The 24,840-nt window shown below is 39.7% G+C and carries 12 protein-coding genes; all 12 read right to left on the bottom strand.

Features of this window, described 5'->3' with window-relative positions:
* Window positions 1-73: 73 nt before the first annotated feature.
* The 12 genes from V1L65_RS19230 to V1L65_RS19285 all read right to left on the bottom strand — a co-directional run bounded on the left by V1L65_RS19230 (window position 74) and on the right by V1L65_RS19285 (window position 24,689).
* Window positions 74-1,654: a S1C family serine protease gene (locus V1L65_RS19230; protein WP_331700854.1), complete on the bottom strand. Its 1,581-nt coding sequence runs from the start codon at window positions 1,652-1,654 to the stop codon at window positions 74-76.
* 164 nt (window positions 1,655-1,818) lie between these two features.
* Window positions 1,819-2,478 carry a response regulator transcription factor gene (locus tag V1L65_RS19235; protein ID WP_331700855.1) on the bottom strand — a complete coding sequence of 220 codons (660 nt, stop codon included), beginning with the start codon at window positions 2,476-2,478 and terminating at the stop codon, window positions 1,819-1,821.
* Between the two features lie 18 nt (window positions 2,479-2,496).
* Window positions 2,497-3,507: a sensor histidine kinase gene (locus V1L65_RS19240; protein WP_331700856.1), complete on the bottom strand. Its 1,011-nt coding sequence runs from the start codon at window positions 3,505-3,507 to the stop codon at window positions 2,497-2,499.
* 8 nt (window positions 3,508-3,515) lie between these two features.
* A complete protein-coding gene (gene liaF, locus V1L65_RS19245) occupies window positions 3,516-4,598 on the bottom strand; it encodes a cell wall-active antibiotics response protein LiaF (protein ID WP_331700857.1) in 1,083 nt (360 codons plus the stop codon).
* Window positions 4,599-4,792: 194 nt separating this feature from the next.
* Window positions 4,793-4,933, bottom strand: coding sequence for a hypothetical protein (locus V1L65_RS19250; RefSeq protein ID WP_331700858.1), 141 nt, complete (start codon window positions 4,931-4,933; stop codon window positions 4,793-4,795).
* 61 nt (window positions 4,934-4,994) lie between these two features.
* Complete coding sequence (locus V1L65_RS19255) at window positions 4,995-5,549, bottom strand: 3D domain-containing protein (RefSeq protein WP_331700859.1); 555 nt, start codon at window positions 5,547-5,549, stop codon at window positions 4,995-4,997.
* 59 nt (window positions 5,550-5,608) lie between these two features.
* A complete protein-coding gene (gene thrS / locus V1L65_RS19260) occupies window positions 5,609-7,549 on the bottom strand; it encodes a threonine--tRNA ligase (protein ID WP_331700860.1) in 1,941 nt (646 codons plus the stop codon).
* Between the two features lie 470 nt (window positions 7,550-8,019).
* Window positions 8,020-8,964, bottom strand: coding sequence for a putative sporulation protein YtxC (gene ytxC, locus V1L65_RS19265; protein WP_331700861.1), 945 nt, complete (start codon window positions 8,962-8,964; stop codon window positions 8,020-8,022).
* A gap of 156 nt (window positions 8,965-9,120) precedes the next feature.
* Window positions 9,121-10,257, bottom strand: a complete 1,137-nt coding sequence (gene mqnC / locus V1L65_RS19270; RefSeq protein WP_331700862.1) for a cyclic dehypoxanthinyl futalosine synthase — start codon at window positions 10,255-10,257, stop codon at window positions 9,121-9,123.
* A gap of 222 nt (window positions 10,258-10,479) precedes the next feature.
* Complete coding sequence (locus tag V1L65_RS19275; protein ID WP_331700863.1) at window positions 10,480-18,672, bottom strand: RCC1 domain-containing protein; 8,193 nt, start codon at window positions 18,670-18,672, stop codon at window positions 10,480-10,482.
* A 30-nt stretch (window positions 18,673-18,702) separates the two neighbouring features.
* Complete coding sequence (locus tag V1L65_RS19280) at window positions 18,703-19,539, bottom strand: imm11 family protein (RefSeq protein ID WP_331700864.1); 837 nt, start codon at window positions 19,537-19,539, stop codon at window positions 18,703-18,705.
* A 44-nt stretch (window positions 19,540-19,583) separates the two neighbouring features.
* Window positions 19,584-24,689: a S8 family serine peptidase gene (locus tag V1L65_RS19285; protein ID WP_331700865.1), complete on the bottom strand. Its 5,106-nt coding sequence runs from the start codon at window positions 24,687-24,689 to the stop codon at window positions 19,584-19,586.
* Window positions 24,690-24,840: the final 151 nt, after the last annotated feature.

Below are 24,840 nucleotides of genomic sequence, written 5' to 3' on the forward strand. Positions count from 1 at the left end.
GTGTACCCTGTAAAGCAGCTTTTTCTAAAGTATTAGAGGACGCCGAAATAAGCTTTTCTTCTTGTAGGACGAATTACTCCACTCCAAATTTATTCTTGTCGCCAATTACAACATCGATTGTAATTTCTTTGCCGCCGCGAATAACATTGAACTGTACAGTTGAGCCTACCTCTTTCGTTTTAATCGCATTTACAAATTCAGATGGGTTTTTATATTTTGTGCCTTCTATTCCTATAATAACATCATACTGCTTCAAATCGGCATTGAAGGCAGGAGTGTTATAATAAATATTTTTTACTAGCGCGCCTTCCGTCGATTTCAACCCAAGCTGTTGCGCCATACTTTCAGTTATAGGGCTCAAATCTGCCCCTATAAACGGCACTGGCTCTTTAGGAATCTCCTTATTGTTTATCAAATTGTCCAGCACTTCTTTGACCGTGCTAGTTGGAATAGCAAAGCCAATTCCTTGTGCTTGTGCGCTTACAGCCGTATTGATGCCGACAACCTCTCCGTTAATATTAAGTAACGGTCCGCCGGAGTTGCCTGGATTAATGGAAGCGTCTGTTTGCAGCAAGTGCTTGTAATGTCTCTCGCCTTGCGTATCGGAAATATCAATCGGACGCTCCTTGGCGCTAATAACACCAACTGTCGTCGTAAGGTCGAAGCCGTACGGATTGCCTATCGCAACTACCCAATCACCGATATTAATATTGTCCGAGTCGCCAAGCGGCAATGTTGGAAAGCCCGATTTGCCCTCTACCTTAAGCACCGCCAAATCCAAATCATAGCTTGAACCGAGCAGCTTAGCTTTTAGCGGCTCATCATAGCCTTGCACAGTTACTAAAATTTCTTCCGCGTCGCCGACAACATGCTGATTGGTCAAAATATGGCCGTCTTCTTTAAAGAAAAAGCCTGTGCCCATACCTGTCTGTACCCTTTGGCTTTGTCCTCCGCCTGAATCATTAGTCTCCGAACGATAGTCATCTCCAAAAAATTGACGGAAGAAGGAATCGTCAAAAATACTGCCGCTGCTTCTTCGCGAGTTTTGCTGAACATACGTTTCAATCTTTACAACAGCTGGACTTGCTTGCTTGGACAGCTCTGCGATATTATTCGGCCTTACGACTGCTGCCGACGTTGAAGAGCTGCTTCCAGCTCCGTTAACATTCGTGACGCCGCCTCCCTGAACCGCGCTTGACGCAGGCTGCTGCGCTGTCAGATTCGTAAACCAGTTTTGCGTGTCTGCGGCATACATTAGGCCGCCAACGACAAGAGCGCCTGCCAGGAAGGAAAGAAACATGGAGCGGAATGTTCTGCGCTTTGGCTCCTTCACAACCTTCCAGCTGCCGTTCGTGCTTGCTTTGAACTGGCGCTGCGGCTCATCGATCAGCGCTTTTGCTTCATAAGTATAAGGCTTAACCGTATCCTGCTGCGGCGCCTCCTGCGGCTTTTCATTAATAGATGGGCCGTAGGAGTAATAGTAAGCTGTCGATTTAGGCGTATCTGCCCCTTGCTCTGTGCTTTCCTGACGCTGTTCGTAATAATCCTGCTGCTGTTCTTGATCTAAGCGATTCGTCTCATTATTGCTGCTGGAGTTATCCTTAGGCTCGTTGCGAAAGAAGTCGTCATAATTTTTTTTGTTCTGATCATCCATAGTATTTCTCCTCCTCAAACTTGTATATATGAATTTAGGTTGTTGTAATCTCTATATCTATCATGCACATTCTACCTTAAAACAAACTTAATTGGATTTTAAAACTACATAAAAAAAAGAACTGATGGTCATTATCTGCCGATAATGTCAGTTCCATTCCATATTTATTTGACCCAGCCTTTGCGATGTGCAAGTACTGCCAGCTGAGTGCGGTCTTCCAGCTCGCATTTCATCAACAAATTGCTGACATGTGTTTTTACGGTTTTAATGCTAATATGAAGCTCCTCAGCAATTTCCTTGTTGGATTGTCCGTCTGCGATTAAGAACAGAACCTCTTTCTCGCGCTCAGTCAAATCCTCATCGCCGGTGAGTGCGGCTTGCTGTCTTAGTCCTCTTGTCAGTGCTTGTGATACATCGGAGGTCATGACCGGCATTCCTTTAATCGCACCTTCGATCGCCCAAACGAGCTCCTCTGCCGACACTGTTTTCAGCACATAGCTTACTGCACCTGCTTCTATGGCAGCATATACCTTATCGTCCTCCAGGAAGCTGGTCAGCATAACGATTTTAATATGGTCATATAAAGCAGTAATTTGCTTGGTTGCTTCAATTCCGTCCATTTGCGGCATCATAAGATCCATTAAAATAATATCGGGCTGCTCTTCCGCAGGACATTGCTTCAGCCAATCCAATGCATTCAGTCCATTATCCGCCTCAGCGATTACTTCCAGCTTAGGATCAAGCATCAAATAGGTGCGCAAGCCGATGCGAACCATATCATGATCATCGACTATCATTACTCTAATCGTATTTTGTACACTCATTGCCTGTCATTCTCCTTATTACAATTTCGGAATAGTAATTCTTACTCTCGTTCCGCTGCCTAGCTTGCTCATAATTTCAGCTGCTCCGCCTAACTTCTGAGCCCGCTCCTGCATAGTCGATAAGCCGTAAGAGCCGCGCTTCACCGATTCCACCTTGAAGCCTGCCCCGTCATCCGCCAGCGTCATTACAACCTGCCGCTCATTCTCGCTAATCGTAAGCGTGCAATGCTGAGCTTTCGCATGCTTGACAATATTGGCCATGCCTTCTTGCACGATAAGAAATAGTTGATGCTCCTTCGCTTCACTTAATGTAGAGCTGATCCGCCATTCAAGCTCGCCCTGCAAATTATTTTGCCGGCAAAAATCCGGAAACCATTTGCCGAGCGCCTCCTGCAGTGTACGCCCCTCCAGCTCCATCGGCCTCAGCTGCGCAATGAAATTCCGCATCTGCTTCTGTGCCAGATTGGACATTTGCACCAGCTGCTCCAATACCGATTCGGCTCTGGATGCGTCAACCTGCTGCAGCTTTGAAAGCGATGAGGCGCACATATGTATCGCAAACAGCTGCTGGCTCACTGTATCATGCAAATCACGGGCAAGCCGTTTTCGCTCCTCATGAACGGCTGCTTCATTAGAGGCTGATTGCTGCAGCCTTTCCTCGCCCATATGCTGAAGCAGCTTCATCTTCTCCTCTATTATTGCTGCCAGCTCATTAAATTGCTTGTACAGCTGCAAAAAGGAGTGATGGCCTTCAATTGCAATACGCTCCTCGTAATTCCCGTTCACAATTTGCTTAAGCCCAATGTGCAGCCTCTCTATTCGTCCAGCATAACGCTGGGCAATCCAATAGCCAAATCCGCCGCTTAAAAGTATAAACAAGGAAAAGGAGTAGAGTCTGGCTTCATTCAAGCTGACTCTCGGCTCCAAATAATGCCAGAGAGCGAAGGTCGCGCCCATCGCAACTGCCGCTCCGGCAATAAACAAGCCAATTAACTCCCATTTGCTGCTGCGAACTAAATTTACGATCATTCTGTCGTTCACCCTACCTTAGTTACTCGAACATCGCCGATAAACGTGCTAACGACAATTTTTATTTTTTTCTCTGCTTCTCTATATAGCGGCGATTCAATGTTTACATTAGTAAAAATACCGCCCTCGCGCCGGCCTAATATTTTGACATCTCCGATAAATGCGCTTGAAACGACTTGTACCGCAATTTCATAATCATTCGGCACATATACTTTAACATCGCCGATAAAAGAGGAAATATTGATGCGCGTTTCCGTTGAAGGCACATTTGCTTTTGTCAAATCAAGTACGGTGTCGCCAATAAAATGGGAAATGTTCATCGGCTTAAGCTCCCAATATTCATGGCCAATATGGATGTCGCCAATAAAGCTGCTGCGATTTTCTGACTTGGAGCTGTAATCCCACCAGCCATCGTGATGGTTGTGATGGTTATGCTTGTCACGCTTGTAATCTCTGCGGTATTGCTTGAATTGCGCCTTGTATTTCTTAAATGACTCTTTGTTAAAGCCGTCTTCAAAATCTCCTGCTGCATTCGCGTGCGGGTCATGGTAATGCTTATTATTGTCATAAGCAGCACCTGAGCGAATATAATCATCTTGCTCAGAAGTGTAACCATTTTTCATTTCTTTACTGTCTGGTTCTACAGGCTTTGTTGGATCTGGATGAAGCGGCGGTGCTGGCGGAACATCTTCCTGCTGATCTGTATATGGGCGATAATATTGCCACTCGTCCTGTTCAGGCTTTTGCTGTGTTGCCTTCGGACGAAGCATCATGCGCAGTCCTACCCCAATGATAATTACAGGGATGAGGTAACGGATTATATCGCCGACTGACCAATCAAACCATTCCAAGTTTCTTCCGAGGAAAACAACGCCTATTGCGACCATAAATATTCCCCACCAGCCGCCGCCATTACACTCTTGGGCAAATACCTGCTTCAGTCCGATTGTAATAAGAATGACCGGCCAAAATGTGGATATTATTTCTCCAATGGATAGTGTTATATAGCCAGTCTGCTGCATCAAAAACACTACACCGATGCCGATTATAACAAGTCCAGTAAATATACGGCTAAGTACGTTTCCTTTCATGCTGAACAGCTCCTTATGCTTCCTAATGCTATTGTAGCTTTAGTATATATAACTCCGCAATAACATTGAAGGGACGACCGATTGAATTATAGCTCAGTCTAGAGACTGATTTAAATAAAAAAGAGACCGCTATTGCGCAGCATAAAGCTGCTGCAACAGCAATCTCTTGTGTATATTGAACCAGCATGCACTCGTTATTTTGTTTTGGATGTTTTTTTCTTCTTTGCCTTATTATTTTCTTCCAGGGAATTTTGATAAGCGAACTCCTGAGCATATTCTTCCTGTTGATTATTCACTTGCAGCTGAGTTCCTTTATTTATTTTATTTTTAGCCATTATCACTCACCTCCTTCTTACAGGCTTAGTATGTCAACCCAACTGGTTGTTCATCCAAGCCTTAAGATTCCAGAAAGTAAAGCGGGATTGGCTTATTTACTTCTACTGACCGGTTAATCTCATCGAGCCATTGCTGGGTCAGCTTGCCGTTGCCGCGCTTAAGCACCTGCACTTGTACAGTTCGCTTGCCCCATTGGCTGTAAACATCGTCGATCGTTTCGAAATAAAGATCTATTTTATTGCCTTTGATGGCTGCTCCTGTGTCCGCTACTACACCATAGCCATAGCCCGGTATATATAACAACGAGCCGATTGGAAATATCGCAGGATCAGCTGCGATGGTTGAAACCTGATCACGGCATACCATGACGCCAGAAAATGTAACGCCATATTGCGGATGGCCAGGCTTTTTGCCTGTTGATTCGATACCGGCTGTATATCCGGTTGCCACCACTTCAATTACTGTATCACTATGCTGATACTCCTCTCTGTCCAGCCTATTTGCGGAAGCTTTATGCTCATTCGCATCAGCGGTAAAGCTGCCGGCTGCAATAGTCAAAAGCATGCAGCTAAATAATGCTGCTGCTTTCCGAACAGAAAAAAAGCTTGTAGCCATTAGGGACCACTCCTCCTTGAGAAGAAGAATGCCCCTATGCTGCAAGCCTTATTCATAGACTAGGACAAATCTTTATTTGCTATTTGCTGCTGAAGCTTTGCAATTAGCTCTTCAACCGGCATAGCGCCTAAATCGCCTTCGCCTCTTTTTCTAACTGATACAGCTCCTGCCTGCATTTCATTTTCACCGACTACTAGCATATATGGCGCTTTTTCCAGCTGGGCTTCTCTAATTTTGTAGCCAAGCTTTTCATTGCGCAAATCATTTTCAACCCGAATGCCCGCTTCACGCAATTGCTCCGTTACTTTAACCGCATACCCTTCATAAGCAGTTGATACTGGAATTACTTTAGCCTGCATTGGAGCAAGCCATAGCGGAAGCGCCCCTGCAAAGTTTTCCAAAAGGAATGCAGTCATGCGCTCCATTGTACTAATAATTCCGCGGTGGATAACGACAGGACGATGTTTTTTGCCGTCCTCGCCTACGTACTCCAATTGGAATCGTTCAGGCAATAAGAAATCCAGCTGCGCTGTAGATAGTGTTTCTTCTTTGCCAAGCGCTGTTTTAATTTGAACATCCAGCTTCGGACCATAGAACGCAGCCTCTCCTTCCGCTTCGTAAAACGGCAGGCCTAGCTCTTCTACTACCTCGCGAAGCATGCGCTGAGACATTTCCCACATCTCGTCATCCTGGAAGTATTTCTCAGTATCATGAGGATCGCGGTAGGACAAGCGGAAACGGTATTCCTTAATGCCGAAGTCCTCGTATACTTTTTGAATCAAGCTTATCACGCGTGCAAACTCATCCTTGATTTGGTCAGGACGGCAAAACAGATGCGCATCATTCAAGGTCATCGCCCGAACGCGGTGCAAGCCAGTCAAAGCGCCTGACATTTCATAACGATGCATAGTTCCTAATTCGGCTATGCGGATCGGAAGATCGCGGTAGCTGCGCATTTCACTCTTATAAACCATCATATGGTGCGGACAGTTCATTGGACGAAGCACAAGCTCTTCATTATCCATCTCCATAACCGGGAACATATCTTCGTTGTAATGGTTCCAGTGACCGGAAATTTTGTACAGCTCTACGTTGGCAAGAACAGGCGTATATACATGCTCATAGCCAAGACGCTCTTCCAAATCTACAATATAACGCTCCATTGTTCTGCGCACTTTAGAGCCATTTGGCAGCCAAAGCGGCAATCCTTGTCCAACTTCGCGCGAGAATGTAAACATGCCAAGCTCTTTGCCCAGCTTGCGGTGATCGCGTTTTTTAGCTTCCTCAAGAAAGTGCAAATGCTCATCCAGCTCGGATTTTTTAGCAAATGCTGTTCCGTAAATGCGCTGCAGCATTTTATTTTTGGAATCGCCGCGCCAGTACGCGCCCGCTACGCTTAATAGCTTGAATGCTTTAATCTTGCCAGTAGAAGGCAAATGCGGTCCGCGGCAAAGATCGAAAAACTCGCCTTGATCATACAGCGTAATGATAGAATCTTCCGGCAGGTCGCGAATAAGCTCCAGCTTCAAATTGTCATCCAGCTCTGTGAAGATTTCGAGCGCTTCCTCACGGCTAACGACTCTGCGGCGAATCGGCAAGTTCTCGCCAACGATTTTGTTCATTTCTTTTTCAATTTTCAGAAGATCCTCTGGCGTAACCGACTGCTCCATATCGATATCGTAATAGAAGCCATCTTCTATAACCGGGCCAATACCCAGTTTCACAGTCTTGTTGCCATAAATGCGTTTGATGGCTTGCGCTAGCAAGTGCGCTGTACTGTGGCGATAAACTTCAAGACCAGCTTCTGATTCAACCGTTACGATTTCAACAGCCGCATCCTGTTCAAGCGGTGTATAAATATCTACAACTTTACCGTCCAGCTTGCCGGCAATAGCATTTTTTTTAAGTCCGGAGCTTATAGAGCCTGCTACATCTTCAATGGTTGTTCCAGCGTCATACTCTCTTACTGCGCCATCTGGAAATGTTACCTTAATACTCAATTTCTTCATCCTCCTAAAAAATATTCAGCTTTCTATGCTGCCGCACAGATTTTTGCAGAATCATCCATTTAATGATTTGCCTGTTTAAGCCTTTCTGAAGACACAAAAAAAGCACGCATCCCATAAAAGGGACGAGTGCTTGTGCTTTACCCGTGGTTCCACCCTGCTTCAACTTCAGCCAATTGCAAATATTAAGCAAAACTCTGCTTAATCTGCTCCAATAATAGGCATCCAGTCCTCACATATCCTGTAACGGAGATATCCGGTACAGCTTACTTATAAGCAGATACTAATCTGCCCCGTTCAACTGTACAGCTACAAAGTGGTATACTTGCCAGCGATACGCAAGGAAATTTCAGCCTAGTTTCCTCTCTCTGCTCCGATCGCGATTAGCGAGCACATGTCTTTGTCACAGCTTTTCTACGCCATTAATTATATATGGACGGAAGCGCCTGGTCAATAGCAACAGCTTAAGATTGCGTCATCTCATCAACCTGACTGCTGCAGGAGATACAATTTTGACATATCGTTACACGCTGATCAAAGATGGATTCGATGGTTCGTATTACCTGCTGCTGCGGATGCTTCGTATGAACTGTTATATGTTTAGGTGATACAGAAATTAATGAACTAATGACCATATCATCAATATTCATCTCTGTCTCAATCATCTCGGCTACAATTCGATCCGTTGCATGCTCAGGCTCAATTAATCGGAAGGTACCGTCATACAGCTGGAATTCTTGTCCTCCCTTATGGAGCAAATGGACATGATCAACTTTAGTATCCTGCAAATAAACAAAATATTTAAGAAGCGAAATAAACTCCTGGTACTGTTTGTCGAGCATAAATTCATCAAGCGCATAATCAACAATTTCGGATAGCTCCTTGCGATAGGCTTCAAGGCGAAACGTAATAAAGCCCGCAAAATTCATTTCTGTTTCGAGCTGCAAATAAAGCTCTGCCTCGTCTGCAACTTTTTTTCTGCGCCTTGCTTGATCTGCTTCGTGGAATTTAGCGCCTAGTCCATCCCAGTCCTGTCCCGCCAGCATACTGCTGCTGTATTTGAGTATAGTTTCTTTATCCGCTCTTGTGTAGTGCGAATATTTGCGCTGAATAATGCTGGAAAGCATCATATACTCAAGCTCTTTTACAATAAATTGCGCAATAGCGTCAGCAGCGCCCTTATATACGATATCGCCATGCTCTTGAAGCTTAAAATCCGGCAGTCTGCCTCTGCACTTTATTTGCTGAGCAGCGTTTATTTCAAAGGAAATCAAGTCATTCTTAAGACTAGTCTTGGTGTGTATATGTAAATCACGATTTATACAGTCAATAAGCAGCCTTTGTAAATCATTCGCCCAGCTTTCCAATTTTTCATTTTCATTCGGTAACGTCAGGCAAAATAGTTCCATAACCTCACTCCTTTCTACCGTTTAAGTATATGGTTCAATATCGAGGTATATACGAAGAAGAGTTTGGAATGTATATAATTTGGTTTAGCAAACAAATAAAAAAGCTTGTAGGACATAAATCTTGGCTTAAGATTTATATCATACAAGCTTTGTAAATTAATTTTGCATAACAAAGTCGCGCTCAGCTTTGTCGTGCTCATTGAACACGCGCAAAATATTATATTTCGTATCACGCTGCGCGGGAATTTTCCCTGCCTCGCGAATCAGTTGAAGAATTAAATCAATATTAACTTTATGAGTCGTTCCGGCTGCAGATACGACATTTTCCTCAATCATCGTGCTGCCGAAATCGTTGCAGCCATATTGCAGCGAAAGCTTGCCCATCTCTGGTCCCATCGTTACCCATGATGATTGGAAGTTTTTGATGTTATCAAGCATAATGCGGCTAACCGCTACAATTCGCAAATATTCCTCCGGACTTGCTTTTTCCAGCTTCAAATTCGTATTATCCGGCTGGAACGGCCAAGATATAAATGCAAGGAAGCCTTCGGAATTATAGCCATTCGCTATACATTCATCCTGGGCATCACGAATGCGCAGCATATGTAAAGCCCGTTCCTCAATCGTCTCGCCCAAGCCATACACCATCGTCGCCGTCGTATTCATGCCGTGACGATGCGCTGATTTCATCACATCCATCCAGTCCGTCCATGAGCCTTTCAAACGGCTGATCTTCATTCTCGTACGGTCATCCAGTATTTCTGCGCCGCCGCCAGGCAAGGAATCAAGGCCGGCTGCATGCAGCTGGGAAACCACTTCATCCAGCGACAATCCTTCTGAAACAGCTTTCATCTTCTGTATTTCAGCAGGCGAGAAGGAGTGCATCGTAATTTGCGGAAAATGTTGTTTTATCTTTTTTAATAAATCCGTATAATAGCTGAATGGCAAGTTCGGATTAGTTCCGCCCTGCATTAATATTTCTGTCCCGTCCACATCAATCGTTTCTTGAATTTTCCTTAAAATAACGTCATCCTCCAGCACGTAGCCTTCTTTGGATTTCGGAGAACGATAAAATGCGCAGAAACGGCAGTATACATCACAAACATTTGTATAATTGACATTGCGGCCTACAACAAATGTGGTAATCGGCTCTGGGTGCTTTTTGAGCATAATCTGATTAGCCGTATGCCCCATTTTTTCAATTTCATCGGAAGCTAACAGCTCCATCGTATCCTCAAAGCTGATACGCTCGCCTCGCAACGATTTTTCCAGTATATGATCGATTCCAGCCATGGCAAAGCTCCTTAACTTGATTCATTTATTTTAAAAGCGTAATGAATATATAAACTGCAACTGTATTAATACTAACATAGAAAAAGGATTGAAGTCACCTATGTGATACAAACTCCTTAAAAAGGAATAACAGAAAAATGACCACCCTACTATTTTAGGATGGCCAATTATATAAGCTTTAAAATTTCAATTTATTATTTCAATCAATTTTTATAAAATTCCCTATTCTATAACTTGAACAAACACAAATCTCATTAGGGTGGTTCCATCTCCTAGTTGCCCAGAAGTATTATATCCTGTGGCCCATATAGAACCGTCAGCCTTTAATAAGACACTAAAACTTCCTTTGCCCGAGACTTGCTTTGCCCCTGTTATCCCACTTAACTGCAATGGAGCCGTTTGCTTAACTTTATTCCCTGTTCCTAATTCTCCATTGTTATTATATCCCCATACCCACACACTTCCATCCTCTTTGACAGCCAAACTTTTATAGGTTCCTGCATTCAATGATTTCACATCTGTCATCCCGGGAATAAGTTGTGGCATGCTTACCGTTGGACCTGTAGTTCCCACTCTGCCTAACTCGCCATTCGTATTTACTCCCCAAGACATCAGCGTTCCATCTTCTTTTAAGGCGAGGACATGAGAGTAACCTACTACCATTTCCTTAATATTTGACAGGGTACCTATTTTCGTAGGAGACGTTTGAGTGCCTCCTCCTTCTCTGGCTAACTTATTGTATGCGTTACTTCCCCAGCCCCAAACTGTTCCATCCATTTTGATTGCAAAGGTTGTGCCTGTATTCGATACGATCTGCCTGACTCCCTCAATGTTGATTTTTACTGGTGAAGTTCTGTTCGTTACGGTTTGATCGCCTAACTGGTTACTGTTGTTTTCCCCCCAGGCCCACACCGTTCCATCTGACTTTATTGCAAAACTAGAGTACTCTCCTGCCGCTATACTAACGACATCTGTCAGATTCGGCACTTGGAATGGTGTCAGCTTATCTGTTGTACTGCCATCACCCAATTGCCCCCTTAAATTACTCCCCCATGACCATACCGTCCCGTCTGCTTTCAGCGCTAATCCATGACTGCTTCCTGCTTCTACGGCAATGATACTTGATAAATCTTCTATTTGCTCTGCGGAAGATCTGTTATTCTTAGTCCCATCGCCTAACTGACCGGATGAATTTCCCCCCCATGACCATACTGTGCCATCTGGTTTAAGTGCCAATGAAAATTGCGTGCTGCTGCTTATTGAACTTTCTGCTGTTGCACGCAATTCGATCCAACCTGGTTCTGACCATTCTGACCACAGTCGGCCATCTTTGACACGTACTTGTACTTGTAATTTTTCATTTTCCGGTAACGGTGAGGTTATTCGCCAGCCACCTGTTCCTTCCAAACTGTCCAGATTCTGCTCGCCAGAATCTTCGTGCATACTTCCATCTTCTTTTCGAATTTGAACTTGGTACTTTGTAAATACGGTAAGCGCATCATCCTGCTGGTTCCAACTGACAACCGGAGTTGGGATATTAGTAACAGTTGAATTTCCTTCCGTTCCTTTCGGATATTGAAGAATAACAACTGGATTGCTGTTTTTCTTCACCTGCACAAACTCAAGTCTCGATACGTTTGTTCCATCTCCAAGTTCCCCAGAAGTGTTGTTTCCTGTAGCCCAAAAAGAACCGTCTTCCTTTAATAAGACGCTGAAACTTCCTCTGCCCGAGACTTGCTTTGCCCCTGTTATCCCACTTAATTGCAATGGAGCCGTTTGCTTAACTTTATTCCCTGTTCCTAATTCTCCATTGTTATTATATCCCCATACCCATACGCTGCCGTCTTCTTTCACAGCTAAGCTCTCATTACTTCCTGCGTTTACAGATCTCACATCTGTCATTCCAGGAACAAATTGTGGCGTGCTTACCGTAGGGCCTGTGGTTCCCACTCTGCCCAACTCACCATACGCATTTACTCCCCAAGACATCAGCGTTCCATCTTCTTTTAAGGCGAGGACATGAGAGTAACCTACTACCATTTCCTTAATATTTGACAGGGTACCTATTTTCGTAGGAGACGTTTGAGTGCCTCCTCCTTCTCTGGCTAACTTATTGTATGCGTTACTTCCCCAGCCCCAAACTGTTCCATCCATTTTGATTGCAAAGGTTGTGCCTGTATTCGATACGATCTGCCTGACTCCCTCAATGTTGATTTTTACTGGTGAAGTTCTGTTCGTTACGGTTTGATCGCCTAACTGGTTACTGTTGTTTTCCCCCCAGGCCCACACCGTTCCATCTGACTTTATTGCAAAACTAGAGTACTCTCCTGCCGCTATACTAACGACATCTGTCAGATTCGGCACTTGGAATGGTGTCAGCTTATCTGTTGTACTGCCATCACCCAATTGCCCCCTTAAATTACTCCCCCATGACCATACCGTCCCGTCTGCTTTCAGCGCTAATCCATGACTGCTTCCTGCTTCTACGGCAATGATACTTGATAAATCTTCTATTTGCTCTGCGGAAGATCTGTTATTCTTAGTCCCATCGCCTAACTGACCGGATGAATTTCCCCCCCATGACCATACTGTGCCATCTGGTTTAAGTGCCAATGAAAATTGCGTGCTGCTGCTTATTGAACTTTCTGCTGTTGCACGCAATTCGATCCAACCTGGTTCTGACCATTCTGACCACAGTCGGCCATCTTTGACACGTACTTGTACTTGTAATTTTTCATTTTCCGGTAACGGTGAGGTTATTCGCCAGCCACCTGTTCCTTCCAAACTGTCCAGATTCTGCTCGCCAGAATCTTCGTGCATACTTCCATCTTCTTTTCGAATTTGAACTTGGTACTTTGTAAATATGGTAAACGCATCATCCTGCTGGTTCCAACTGACAACCGGAGTTGGTATATTAGTAACAGTTGGATTTCCTTCCATTCCTTTCGGATATTGAAGAGTAACAACTGGACTGCTGTTCTCCTTCACCTGCACAAACTCAAGTCTCGATACATTTGTTCCGTCCCCTAGTTCTCCAGAAGTGTTGTTTCCTGTAGCCCAAAAAGAACCGTCTTCCTTTAATAAGACGCTGAAACTTCCTCTGCCCGAAACTTGCATTGCCCCTGCTATCCCACTTAATTGCAATGGAGCCGTTTGCTTAACTTTATTCCCTGTTCCTAATTCTCCATTGTTATTATATCCCCATACCCATACGCTGCCGTCTTCTTTCACAGCCAAACTCTTATTACTTCCTGCATTTACAGATCTCACATCTGTCATTCCAGGAACAAATTGTGGCGTGCTTGTAGCTCCGCCTATTCCTAGTTCACCGTGCGTATTCGTTCCCCAAGACCATAGTGTTCCATCTTCTTTTAAAGCGAAAACATGAGAATTACCTACTGCAATTTCTATTACATTAGACAGTGTAGCTAGTTGGGTATGAGCATGGATAACTCCTCCGCCGCCTCTGGCTAACTTATTACCTGTGTTACTTCCCCAGCCCCAAACCGTTCCATCCATCTTGATTGCAAAGGTTGTACCTGTATTCGATACAATTCGCTTGACCCCTCCAATGTTAATCTCCACGGGTGATGTCCTGTTCGTAGTAGATTGGTCACCTAATGTGTAATTGGAATTATCTCCCCAAGCCCAAACAGTCCCATCTGACTTTACAGCGAAACTGGAATACTCTCCTGCTGCAATACTAACCACTCCTGTCAGATTCGGTACTTGAAATGGTGTCAGCTTATCTGTTGTACTACCATCACCCAATTGTCCTCTGAAATTTCCTCCCCAAGACCATACTGTCCCGTCTGCTTTCAGCGCTAATCCATGACTGCTTCCTGCTGATACAGCAATGACGTTCGATAAACCTTCTATTTGTTCCACTGATGATCGTTTAGTCTTGGTTCCATCGCCTAGTTGGCTATATGAGTTATCTCCCCAAGACCATACCGTACCGTTAGGTTTAAGTAACAGTGAATATTGCGAGCTGCTGCTTATCGAACTCTCAGCTGTTGCGCGCAATTCGATCCAACCTGGTTCTGACCATTCTGACCACAGCCGGCCATCTTTAACACGTACTTGCACTTGTAGTTTTTCGTTTTCTTCAAGAGGTTCAATTAAATCCCATGTACCTCTATTTCCTTTATTAGCCCATTCTACCTCTCCAGTATCAAAATACAAAGTTCCGTCTTCTTTTCGAATTTCAACTTGGTAATTTGTAAATACGGTAAGTGCATCATCCTGCTGAATCCAGCTTATAACCGGAGTTGTGATATTAGTAATAGCAGGATTCTCTTTTGTCCCATTAGGATATTTAAGAGTAACAACAGGACTGTTATTTTCTTTCACCTGATCAAATTGATGTCTTGTTTCAATTGTACCATCAGCTAGTTGACCAGTAATATTATATCCAGAAGTCCATAAGGAGCCATCCTCTTTTAGTAAGACACTAAACTCTGTCCCTCCCGTGGCATATACAACACTCTCTATTTCATTAATAGGTACAAGAGTAAAGGAGTATGAAACATTACCTATACCAAATTGACCATAACGATTAAGTCCCCATACTAATATACCACCATCTTCTTTTACAGCTAGACTATGAGATGCGCCAATTCCAATTTCTTTTACTTTTGGTAATTCTGTTACTATTCCTGGAATAAGATTACTACCATCCCTCCCGAGTTGACCAAAGTTATTTAATCCCCAAGACCACACTGTTCCATCTTTCTCCATTGCTAATACGTGAGAATCACCGACTATTACTTTCTTAATATTACTTAAGCCTTGAATTACTATCGGTTCTACTTGTGCACCGCTAGAGCCTTTTCCGAGCTTATAATTACCTCCCCAGCCCCATAGTGTTCCATCTTGTTTAACAACAAAAGATACGTCATTTCCGGAAATTATTTGACTGACATCTGTTATTTCTATAGCAGTTGGGATGTTCCTATTAACATTAGTTTTATCGCCTAATTGATATGAACTATTGTTTCCCCAAGCCCATAAAGTACCATCAGATTGAAGAGCAAAACTTGTTTTACCAGACGCAGAAATCCTCTCTATATTTTCCAAACCTGAAATTTGTTGCGGAATTGATCGTGATACATTACTATTGTCTCCGAGTTGACCCGCACTATTATCGCCCCACGACCATACGGTACCATCTGATTTCAAGGCTAAGCTGTGGGAGGTTCCAACAGCAACAGCAATTACATCATTCAATCCTTCAACCTTGGCAATATTTGATCTGCTAAATAGTGAGCCATCTCCTAACTGTCCTGAGTCATTAGCTCCCCATGACCAAACTGTATTATCTTCCTTAACAAAAATGACAAAATTTGATGTCGATGAGACAGCTAATCTACTACTAAAGTCATATTTAAACTCATCGGTTTTAACTATTAATAAATCACTGAAATCGGATTTATTTCCAGATAAATCAACAGCTCTGATTTTAAAAGTATACTCATTATCACTTAGTAAATTATTGAACAAGAATTTATTCCCTTTGGTTTGTATAACTACATCTGAATCTAAAAGAACTTCATAATGGTCAATACCAAAATTATCAATTGAATCTTCCCATTCAATACCAATCTTATTACTAGATATATAATACGTAGAAAGATTGGCCGGTACACTTGGTGAAAGTGTATCGTTAATTGTTTCTATCGTAATACCTTCACTAAAATCAGATACATATAACATTTCATTAACAGCTCTTACTTTTACTACATAGGATTGATTCGCAAGTAGGTTTTGAATCAAAAAATCATTTTGCGCGGTACTGCCAATTAATTTATTATTTATAAATATCTCATAGTTATAATCGGTTTGTCCTATCCAGCTTAAATGAAAACTGTTGTCTGACATTTGAGTAATTTCTAATGTAGTTGGTGCATTTGGCTTTGTAATTACTAAAGGAACTACATTATTATTTTGTTCATTATAATACCAATATCGATATTCTCCATCTCTAACTGCCCTATTCTCAAATCTTTCAAATGTCGGATACATACTTCTTGTTGGCAATATTTTGATCAATTTATCACCGGTTGCTGAATAACCAGTACTATTTTTGCCCCATGCCCAAACGGATCCATCACGCTTAACAGCGAGCACGCCTCCTTCTTCAGTCTTAAATATACGCGAAACGTTATCTATTCCCACTTTTTGTGGGTAATTAACAAGATTAGGAGTAGTTTTTTCTGGTCTTGTTCCATATGGAGGCATTACCCCTAATCCCAGTCTACCATCAACATCATAGCCCCATGCCCATACATTACCAGTTGCATCTAATGCCCATAAGCTTTCTTGGGAAATAATGAAGTCAACAACATTCTCCAAATATTTACGTCCATTATCATAAGTAACTCGTCCAGGTGTTGCAAGATACTGAACACTTCCAACTGGTCTCTCCATATAACGAAGTGACCCCCACATGTATAATCCGCCGTCTAAACCTATTCCTGCACTAATTTCACCTCGAGTATATAACTTTTTAAACTTTTGATTTGTTAATACTTTAACCGGAGTCGCTCTAGTTTCAATAGTTCCATCTCCTAATTGACCCCTAAAATTAACACCATATCCCCATGCAACACCGGTTTTATCCAAAGCAAGCAAGTAACCCGACTCAACTGTCAATGACACTATATTTTCTAAGTTGGGTATTTTTTCGAATTGTTTAGTATTGACATTATATTTCCACACAGTACCATCTTTTTTTATAATATGAATACCACTATCGAGATTTATTTCTTCAACATCTTGAGAGTTTTCGTAAAAAACCGGGCTCAAGGAATCACTTATTTCCCAAAGAGTGTTATCCTTTTTTTTAACTACTATAGAGGTAGCGTATTCTGATGCTTTAATTTCAACAACATCATTAATTGGAACTTTTTGGGTCACTCCTGAATCTCTCCAGAAAATAACAGTTCCGTCCATATTTAAATAGAACATTCCTGCTTTGTTATAATTCAAATTTACAAGTTTTGGCTTAGATAGCGTTTCCACAACAAATATACTACTTTTACTTGAATAGTTCTCAGCTTCATCAAATGCAATTATTTCAATTTGATATTCTTTGTTGGCATCTAAATTTTTGAATAAATACCTAGGTTCGTTAGTAGTTGCTATCTTAACATTATCTAAATAAATATCGTATCCTATAACGCCTATCTTATCGTATTCTCCACTCCAATTAAGAGTAAATTGTTTATAATTAAGTCCTAATACTTCAAATGTTGTTGGAGGTGTTGGTGCAGTTCCATCATATCTTACTATTTTTTGAACAACAGAACTGTAGTTACCTGCCCAATCCATCGATCTAGCAGATATGTTATATATCCCTTCTTCTTCGATAAAAATTGGTCCCGCGTAATGTTGCCAGTCTCCTTCGTCAATTTTAAACTCATATCTTCTAAAGCCACTCTCTTCATCGGAGCTACCTGTTATGTAAACAACTGCTTCTTCATTAGTCCAATCAGATTCGTATCTTAAGGCTATCTCCGGCTCACTAGGATTGTTACGATCTACTTTTACCTCAATTGAATTCTCATCACTAATATTTCCAGCATTATCAATAGATCGTGCAAAAACAACTTTTCCAGGCTCACTAATAGTAAAAGGATCTACATAATCAATCCACAATTCACTTGGCCCAATTCGATATTGCGACTTCTTAACTCCACTTTCTTCGTCAATACCATGTGCTATACTGACCAGAACATCTAAATTTGTCCAATCATCTGGGTCTAATATAATATCTGGTGAGGAAGGTGGCAGCGTATCCATATTAACTTTCGTTTTCTTTACTTTTTCCATATTCCCGCTTTTATCTTTTGAGCGATAATATATAACATTTTCTTCCGGATCATCAACTGTAAAAGTTGATACATACCTTTTCCATGTGACTCCTAGATCCAGGCTATACTCTGTATAATCAATGCCCGATTGATGATCAATTGCAGTAAAATGTACTGAAACTGGTCCAATATAAAAGGAATTTTCACCTAAATCTCCGTTTAAAAAAATAGATGTTGAAGGAGATGATAAATCAGGTTTAATCGTAAAGGTACTAGTTTGAAAAGGTTCAATATTATTATTATTATCAATTGACTGATAATCAATTTTATAAACTTTACTATCAACAAGATTAATTTTCCCTGAATAATTATTCCATGAACCATTATTGAGGCGATACTGTATTCTGGAAACACCAGAATTATTATCTGATGCTATTAACTCAATAGTTACCTTATCATAATAAATGCCATTACTTCCCTGATTCCCAGTAAGTATTATTGTAGTAACGGGGGGCTCCGTGTCCGAAGCCGCCCATATTTGATTAGGTATCATTATTAATAGCATAGCAACTATTAACATAATGCTTATACTTCTTTTCAAGCTTAACCCCTCCATATAATAACAAGCGTATTAGATATCTGATTTTTCAACTTCATTCCATTTTAATGTTAGTACAATAGGAGGATAATAATCAGGATCCATCCATACATAGGATAAGTTTACTGTAAGACGTCCTAATATAATCTGCCCATTTTTATCTTTCTGAAGTTTCCATTCACCACTTGCAACCGCTTTATCTGATTCTACTAACAGGTAAGCATTATTCCAATCCAAAGAGTTCTCATCAAACTGACTATTTTGGTCTACTGCATCTTTAAATGTTCTTTTCATCCCTGCTTCTATTTCCGTTGTCATCTCAGAATCCCATACTTCTATGAATTCAAAACCTTTTAGTTTAGATCGTTCAACAATTTCTTTAAAAGCATCAGTAACATATACATAATTTATTGAATTTTCTTTAATTTTAAAAATCATCTGAGTTTTAACGATATCCTCATAAAATATAATTTTCTCAAATTCGCTAAACCCTTTTATTGAATAATCACTGCATATAGATCGGCTAAAATCTACTGCATCTATTACATTTATAACATTAACCAAATAAAGCTCTAATTCATGTTCAATGGGAAGGAATTGGACTGCATCAGAAATATAAGGTGAAAGTTTTTCTTTTGCGTTCTTTGTAAAAACAGGAGTTCCACTTCTTATATAAACAATGTCGCTTTTGCTTTTTTTTCTATGTGATGAAACAAATTCGAATGGTTTCCAATCATTAACAAATGATCCATCGAATCTTATTTTACTACTGTATTCATCCAATATGCTGAAATCAACATTATCTTCTAAATAAATTAAAGGCATTATTACTAGAGTTTTTAAATCAGATTTCATTTCCCATACTTTCATTTAGATTATCATCCTATTCTTTAAATATATTTAATTTCACAAATCTATTTTAATTTGCCAATTACAATTTCTCCAGATAACAAGTCATTTCTTATCTTCTGAAGAGCTTTCACTATTTCTTGTTGTGCGTTCGGATGACCATCGTATTTTTCTATTTGTTTCAATACATATTCATAATAATTTTGTGTATGTCCTCCGTTATGTGTCGCAGTTTTCAAAATTACTTGAGTAGTTTCATCGATTACAACATCTACTGAAACGTGCCCCTTCTTAACAGGGAGCCATATTCCATTTGCAGATGAGTTGACATCAATTTTATACTTCTCTAGTATTGTCTTTGCCCGAACTGCGCTTGGAAACCTTTTATCCCCAGCAGGAACAATATGATGTGCCTCCCAATTTGTAATACCATTTTGAGAAATATTCGGTTTAGAATATCCTGATTTTGTTAGCTCACTACCTAAAATAGTACTGGGAGTTGCACTTTTTGGATATGCTTTGCTTAGTGTTGTAGACAATTTATTAATATCGTAATTATAACAATCAAGATTATGTGTGAATATTTCTAATTCAGTTGCAAAATAAGTATGATAATCAGCTACTGTTAGATTATATACCTTTGCTGATTGCTGTTTCACAATAATATTATCAATCTTGACTAACTCTGAATTACTCGTTTGTAATTGATCTCCAACAACTAAGTCTTCTGCAATTACCCATCCCTTATCCACCACCCAAAAAGGGTGATTGTACGTTGTTGATATATCAATTCCACCAGCATTAATAACATATAATTCCGATGCAGTTTTTTCAAATATATTCTCTACTTCTTTGTATGCTAAATCCCCAGTAATTTCATTCTTTGATAATACTAAATCTCCTATCTTAATATTTTCAATATTTGCATGTCCATTATTTGTTAGTACTGTAGTTCCTTCCGCAAAACAATTACATGGGTTTTTAGCATACGTAGGGGTATACTTTTTTAATCCAGAAACCCTTATTCTTTTTCCCCCTTTTATAATCCAATCCATAAAGGGGAATAATGAAGCAGCAGATATTACTGAATCAACGTACTTCCCTCTTATTAAATACGTAACTGCATTAAATCCATCGCCCCATTCACCTATTACAGGTATCATTCCTACATCACTTGCCAATTCTTGAATATTGTCAATTATAGATTTATTATCGTCCCAATCTGTTGGATCTATAGTTGACCAAAATCTTTCCATCCCATTTTTCCCGTATATTTCTGCTGACCAACCTGCATACCCAGTATCCGGTACAATATCGCTATTAATATCATAAACATACCTGTAGTAGTAATTTCTGCAAACATTGCACTTACCTTTATTACCTGCTGTTACCTCCTTACCATATTCATCTTCCATCGGTGGAATAGGAACCCAATTATATTCATTTGTGGCATCGTTACTTACAGAAACTTCGTACGTTACTTGATATTTCTTTTTACCTTTAGGATAAACCATTATGTTGTACTTACCGTTTTTGGCGTAATATTCCCTTTGTGTATAGCCTGCTGGAAGTACTTTTACCTCTCTATAATTTGCATATTTATCAGTGAAATCGTCTATTGTACCGTCCCATTTAACAACTGTATTAGTGTTAGCATACTTTGATCCTAGATTACCAGAATAGACCTTAATAGACAGTTGATTTTTAGCGAATACATCAAATATTAAACCATCTGTATTTACTTTATTCTTATAATCAAATTGAACACATCCATGTTGGCCTGGAGTTGCATCAAAAGCCTTAGGATCTACTTTTTTACAGGATGCACTTGCTCTAGAAAAAAGATTAATATTATCTGGGCCATAATCAATTTCATTTATATATGAACCCAGCCAGTATGGATATTCGTTAAACAATGAAGAATGCATTAAACCTGTTTTTCCCCGAACATCATGTTGAATTCTTATATAGTAAGTGCCAGGATGAAATTCAAAAACACTATCTAGTAAATTACCAATATAAACAAGAACATTTCCTTGCTCGTCCTCAATAGATCCTGAAGCTTTTTCTAGATTAAAACTAACTTGTTTGAATTCATCTAACTGTAAACGAAAATAATCAACATCATATAATGACGATATTGTAAGCAAATTATCTTTTGAATCTTTTTCTATCAGTTCATCCCATTGAATTACTTGTGCATTTTCTCTATTACTATGAAAAGAATCCTCTATCATAAACCGTGTACTCCATGCGGAGCTAGAATCATGATTACTAACGATAATATAATAATTATTACCTGCTATAAGATTATGTTCTAACATAGAATAAAGAGAACCATATGGTTTGTTTCCCTTAACATCATCATTTTGAGCTATTATATTTATTAAACTAGAATCAGAATAAACTTTTATTTCAGTATCAATAGATTGGTTTGTATTCAGTATAGATGGAGATGTAAACAATCTATATTTCCCTGATACACTAGGTGAGAATTGGAACAATTCATATTCACCTGCTAGTTTATTAATCACTTGCGGGGATTTACTCTCTAGCGGTATAGGTACTTCAATAGTTTTATTTACTAATAAACGAGCATACACTTTTGTATCATCAAAACCATTGATTTTAACGTAATAAGGAATACCGCGTGTTAAAGAAATAGAAACCTCGGAAAACACTGAATCATCAGTATCGTCATTAAATCCATTTGGCAGTCGACTAGTGAGGTTTATATCAGAAAAAACACTTAATTGCGTGTCATTCTGCCTACTACTCATTCTCCCAGAATAAAAACTCGTAAAGATATTATACTTACCACTTGTTGAAGGAACAAAAATATATACTGTACTGTTACCTGCTAATTCATTAACATCTACAGGTATATCTTGCTGAATATACGGAATTTCTGAAGTGATTACTTCTGCTACAATTCTAGCCGACAACGATGCGTTGCCGAATGTAGATAAACTAATATAATACTCTTTTCCTTGTGACATACTTTGCCTAATTTCAGAAAATATTGAGCCATCGTAATCGTCATTACTGGCTAAAAGTTGAGTCATTTGGCTATCTGCATAAATTTTTAATAATGTATCACTTGATTTTCCATTTGAGAAATTCTCACTTGTGAAAAATCTGTATACTCCGTTTGATGCAGGCCTAAATAGAAATTTTCTTTCAGATGCTTCTTGTTCAACATCAATTGGAGTATATACAATTAATTCTTCAATAGTCGTTCTTACAACTATTTCCGAATAATTACTGATCTTGTTTTCAGGATATATTGCTGCAACGGCTAATCTATATTGCGTTAATGGTTGTAGATTATTAAATGTAAAAGTTGTTTCACTTGTTTCTGCAATAAAGTTACCATTTAACATTATAGAATATGATATCGCCTCTAATGGCGGTGTCCAACTAAACTTAATACTATTTCCTGATGGAATTGCAACTAGGTTTGTAGGTGCTGCATTTCCCTTCTGTTGTATGTGAATAACAAAGTAATCATCATCCTCTCCTGTAGGGCGAGCTGGATAGTGGAATTTGATCATATACATTCCTGGAAGTATTGATTCAGTTGTTTCCCATTGAAAGGATATCGTTTCGAATAGTACCGGATTTAATATTTCGTCATATAATATTATGTTATGATTATCATTTACAGGATAAACAGATACTTCTATTTTTTCATGAATATTCTGTCCGTTTTGATTTCCGTTAAGTTTGACTGAGACCCTGGCTGTTTCACCAGCAAATATTATTTGGCCGTCTCCGACTTGATCGTAAGATGCTATATTTAACTCTCCATCTTCGTTGGAAGGTATCCAAATATTCGTTTCATCTATTTCAATTCCACCAGTTGATATCGGTGGAAATGGTTCATTCCGTAAACCTAAAGCTTTAGCGACATTTATTAATCCATTTCCATACTCAAACGATTCACCTAAATTTGTCGATGAATTTTTTATTAACTCAGTAATTTCAGAGGGAGTTGAGTAAGGTCTTTTAGACATAATTAATGCTGCCGCTCCAGTTACATGTGCAGCCGCAATAGAAGTGCCTGAGGTAACACTATATCCTCCAAAACGATTTGTTGTTAATATAAGACTACCAGGAGCAACTAAATCTAATTCAGGTCCAGTACTTGAAAAAGATGCTCTATTATGTGACTTGTCTATAGCACCAACAGCTAATACTTCTGGGAAAAGTGCGGGATAAAGAATTGTATTCTCCCCCATACCTTTATTCCCCGCCGCCGCTATAATAAGTAATCCGTTATTATAGGCATTTTGAATAGCTTCATGTAATAATAGACTATATTCATTAACTACAAAGCTTAAATTAATAATTTGGATATCGTTATCTATTGCCCAATCTATTCCTTTAATAACCGAACTAATATACCCTTTCCCCATAGAATCTATGGTTTTTACTGCATATAATTCTATATTATTTGTACTTCCAACAATCCCCCTATTATCGTCGATTGCTGCAATAGAACCGGCTATTTGTGTTCCATGACCATGTTCATCTAAAAAACCTTCCTCAGATTCAACAAAAGAAACTCCGCCTGATAAAGGTAGTTCAGGGTGTTCAGCAATCCCTGTATCAAAAATCGCTACTTTAACTTTTTCTCCTTCTGGTGAGACTGAGTTAGAGTAATATGCACCTGTGGAATATATTCCCCAAGGAACTATCTGATTTCCTGAACTAATAATATTATCGTTAATGTTCTGTTGAGTAATATTTGATAATTCGATTTGTTGATCTTTTTCATAATTTTCTACGATATCACTATTTATTAACTCTTCTAACTGTGATTCTGTAAGTTCTAGTGAGATAACATCAAGGGAGTTTATTATGCCAATTGAATCGTCATTAGTTGCATTAACTATTTCCATGTTGAAACTTTTCCTTTGATTCTGCTGTTTAAATTTAATCAAGTACTTTTCTTTATTTCCCTCAAATGGAGTTTCAACAACTGATTTTATAAAGTTAATTTCATCTATTTCTTCAGTATAAGTCTCGCTTTTATTATCAATCTCATTCTCTATTTCTTGTACAATGCTATTTGCATTTATATCACTATTAACTGCATTAATGCCAGTTTCAGGTATTATAGTACAGATTAATACTAGAATTAAGCAAAGGACTATTATTTTTTTCATTTATATCCTCCTGTTTTATATTAGCCATTTTTGTTAATATAAGCGTTTTCATGTTTTAAAAAGTATGTAAGACAAATTGAATAATGCTTTGAATCTTAATAAATACATACCGTATTTTGAATAAATGATCACATACATTCCACCGTTTATA

Origin of the sequence: Paenibacillus sp. IITD108 (assembly GCF_036541265.1) — a bacterium.
In the GTDB taxonomy this organism is placed as follows: domain Bacteria; phylum Bacillota; class Bacilli; order Paenibacillales; family Paenibacillaceae; genus Pristimantibacillus.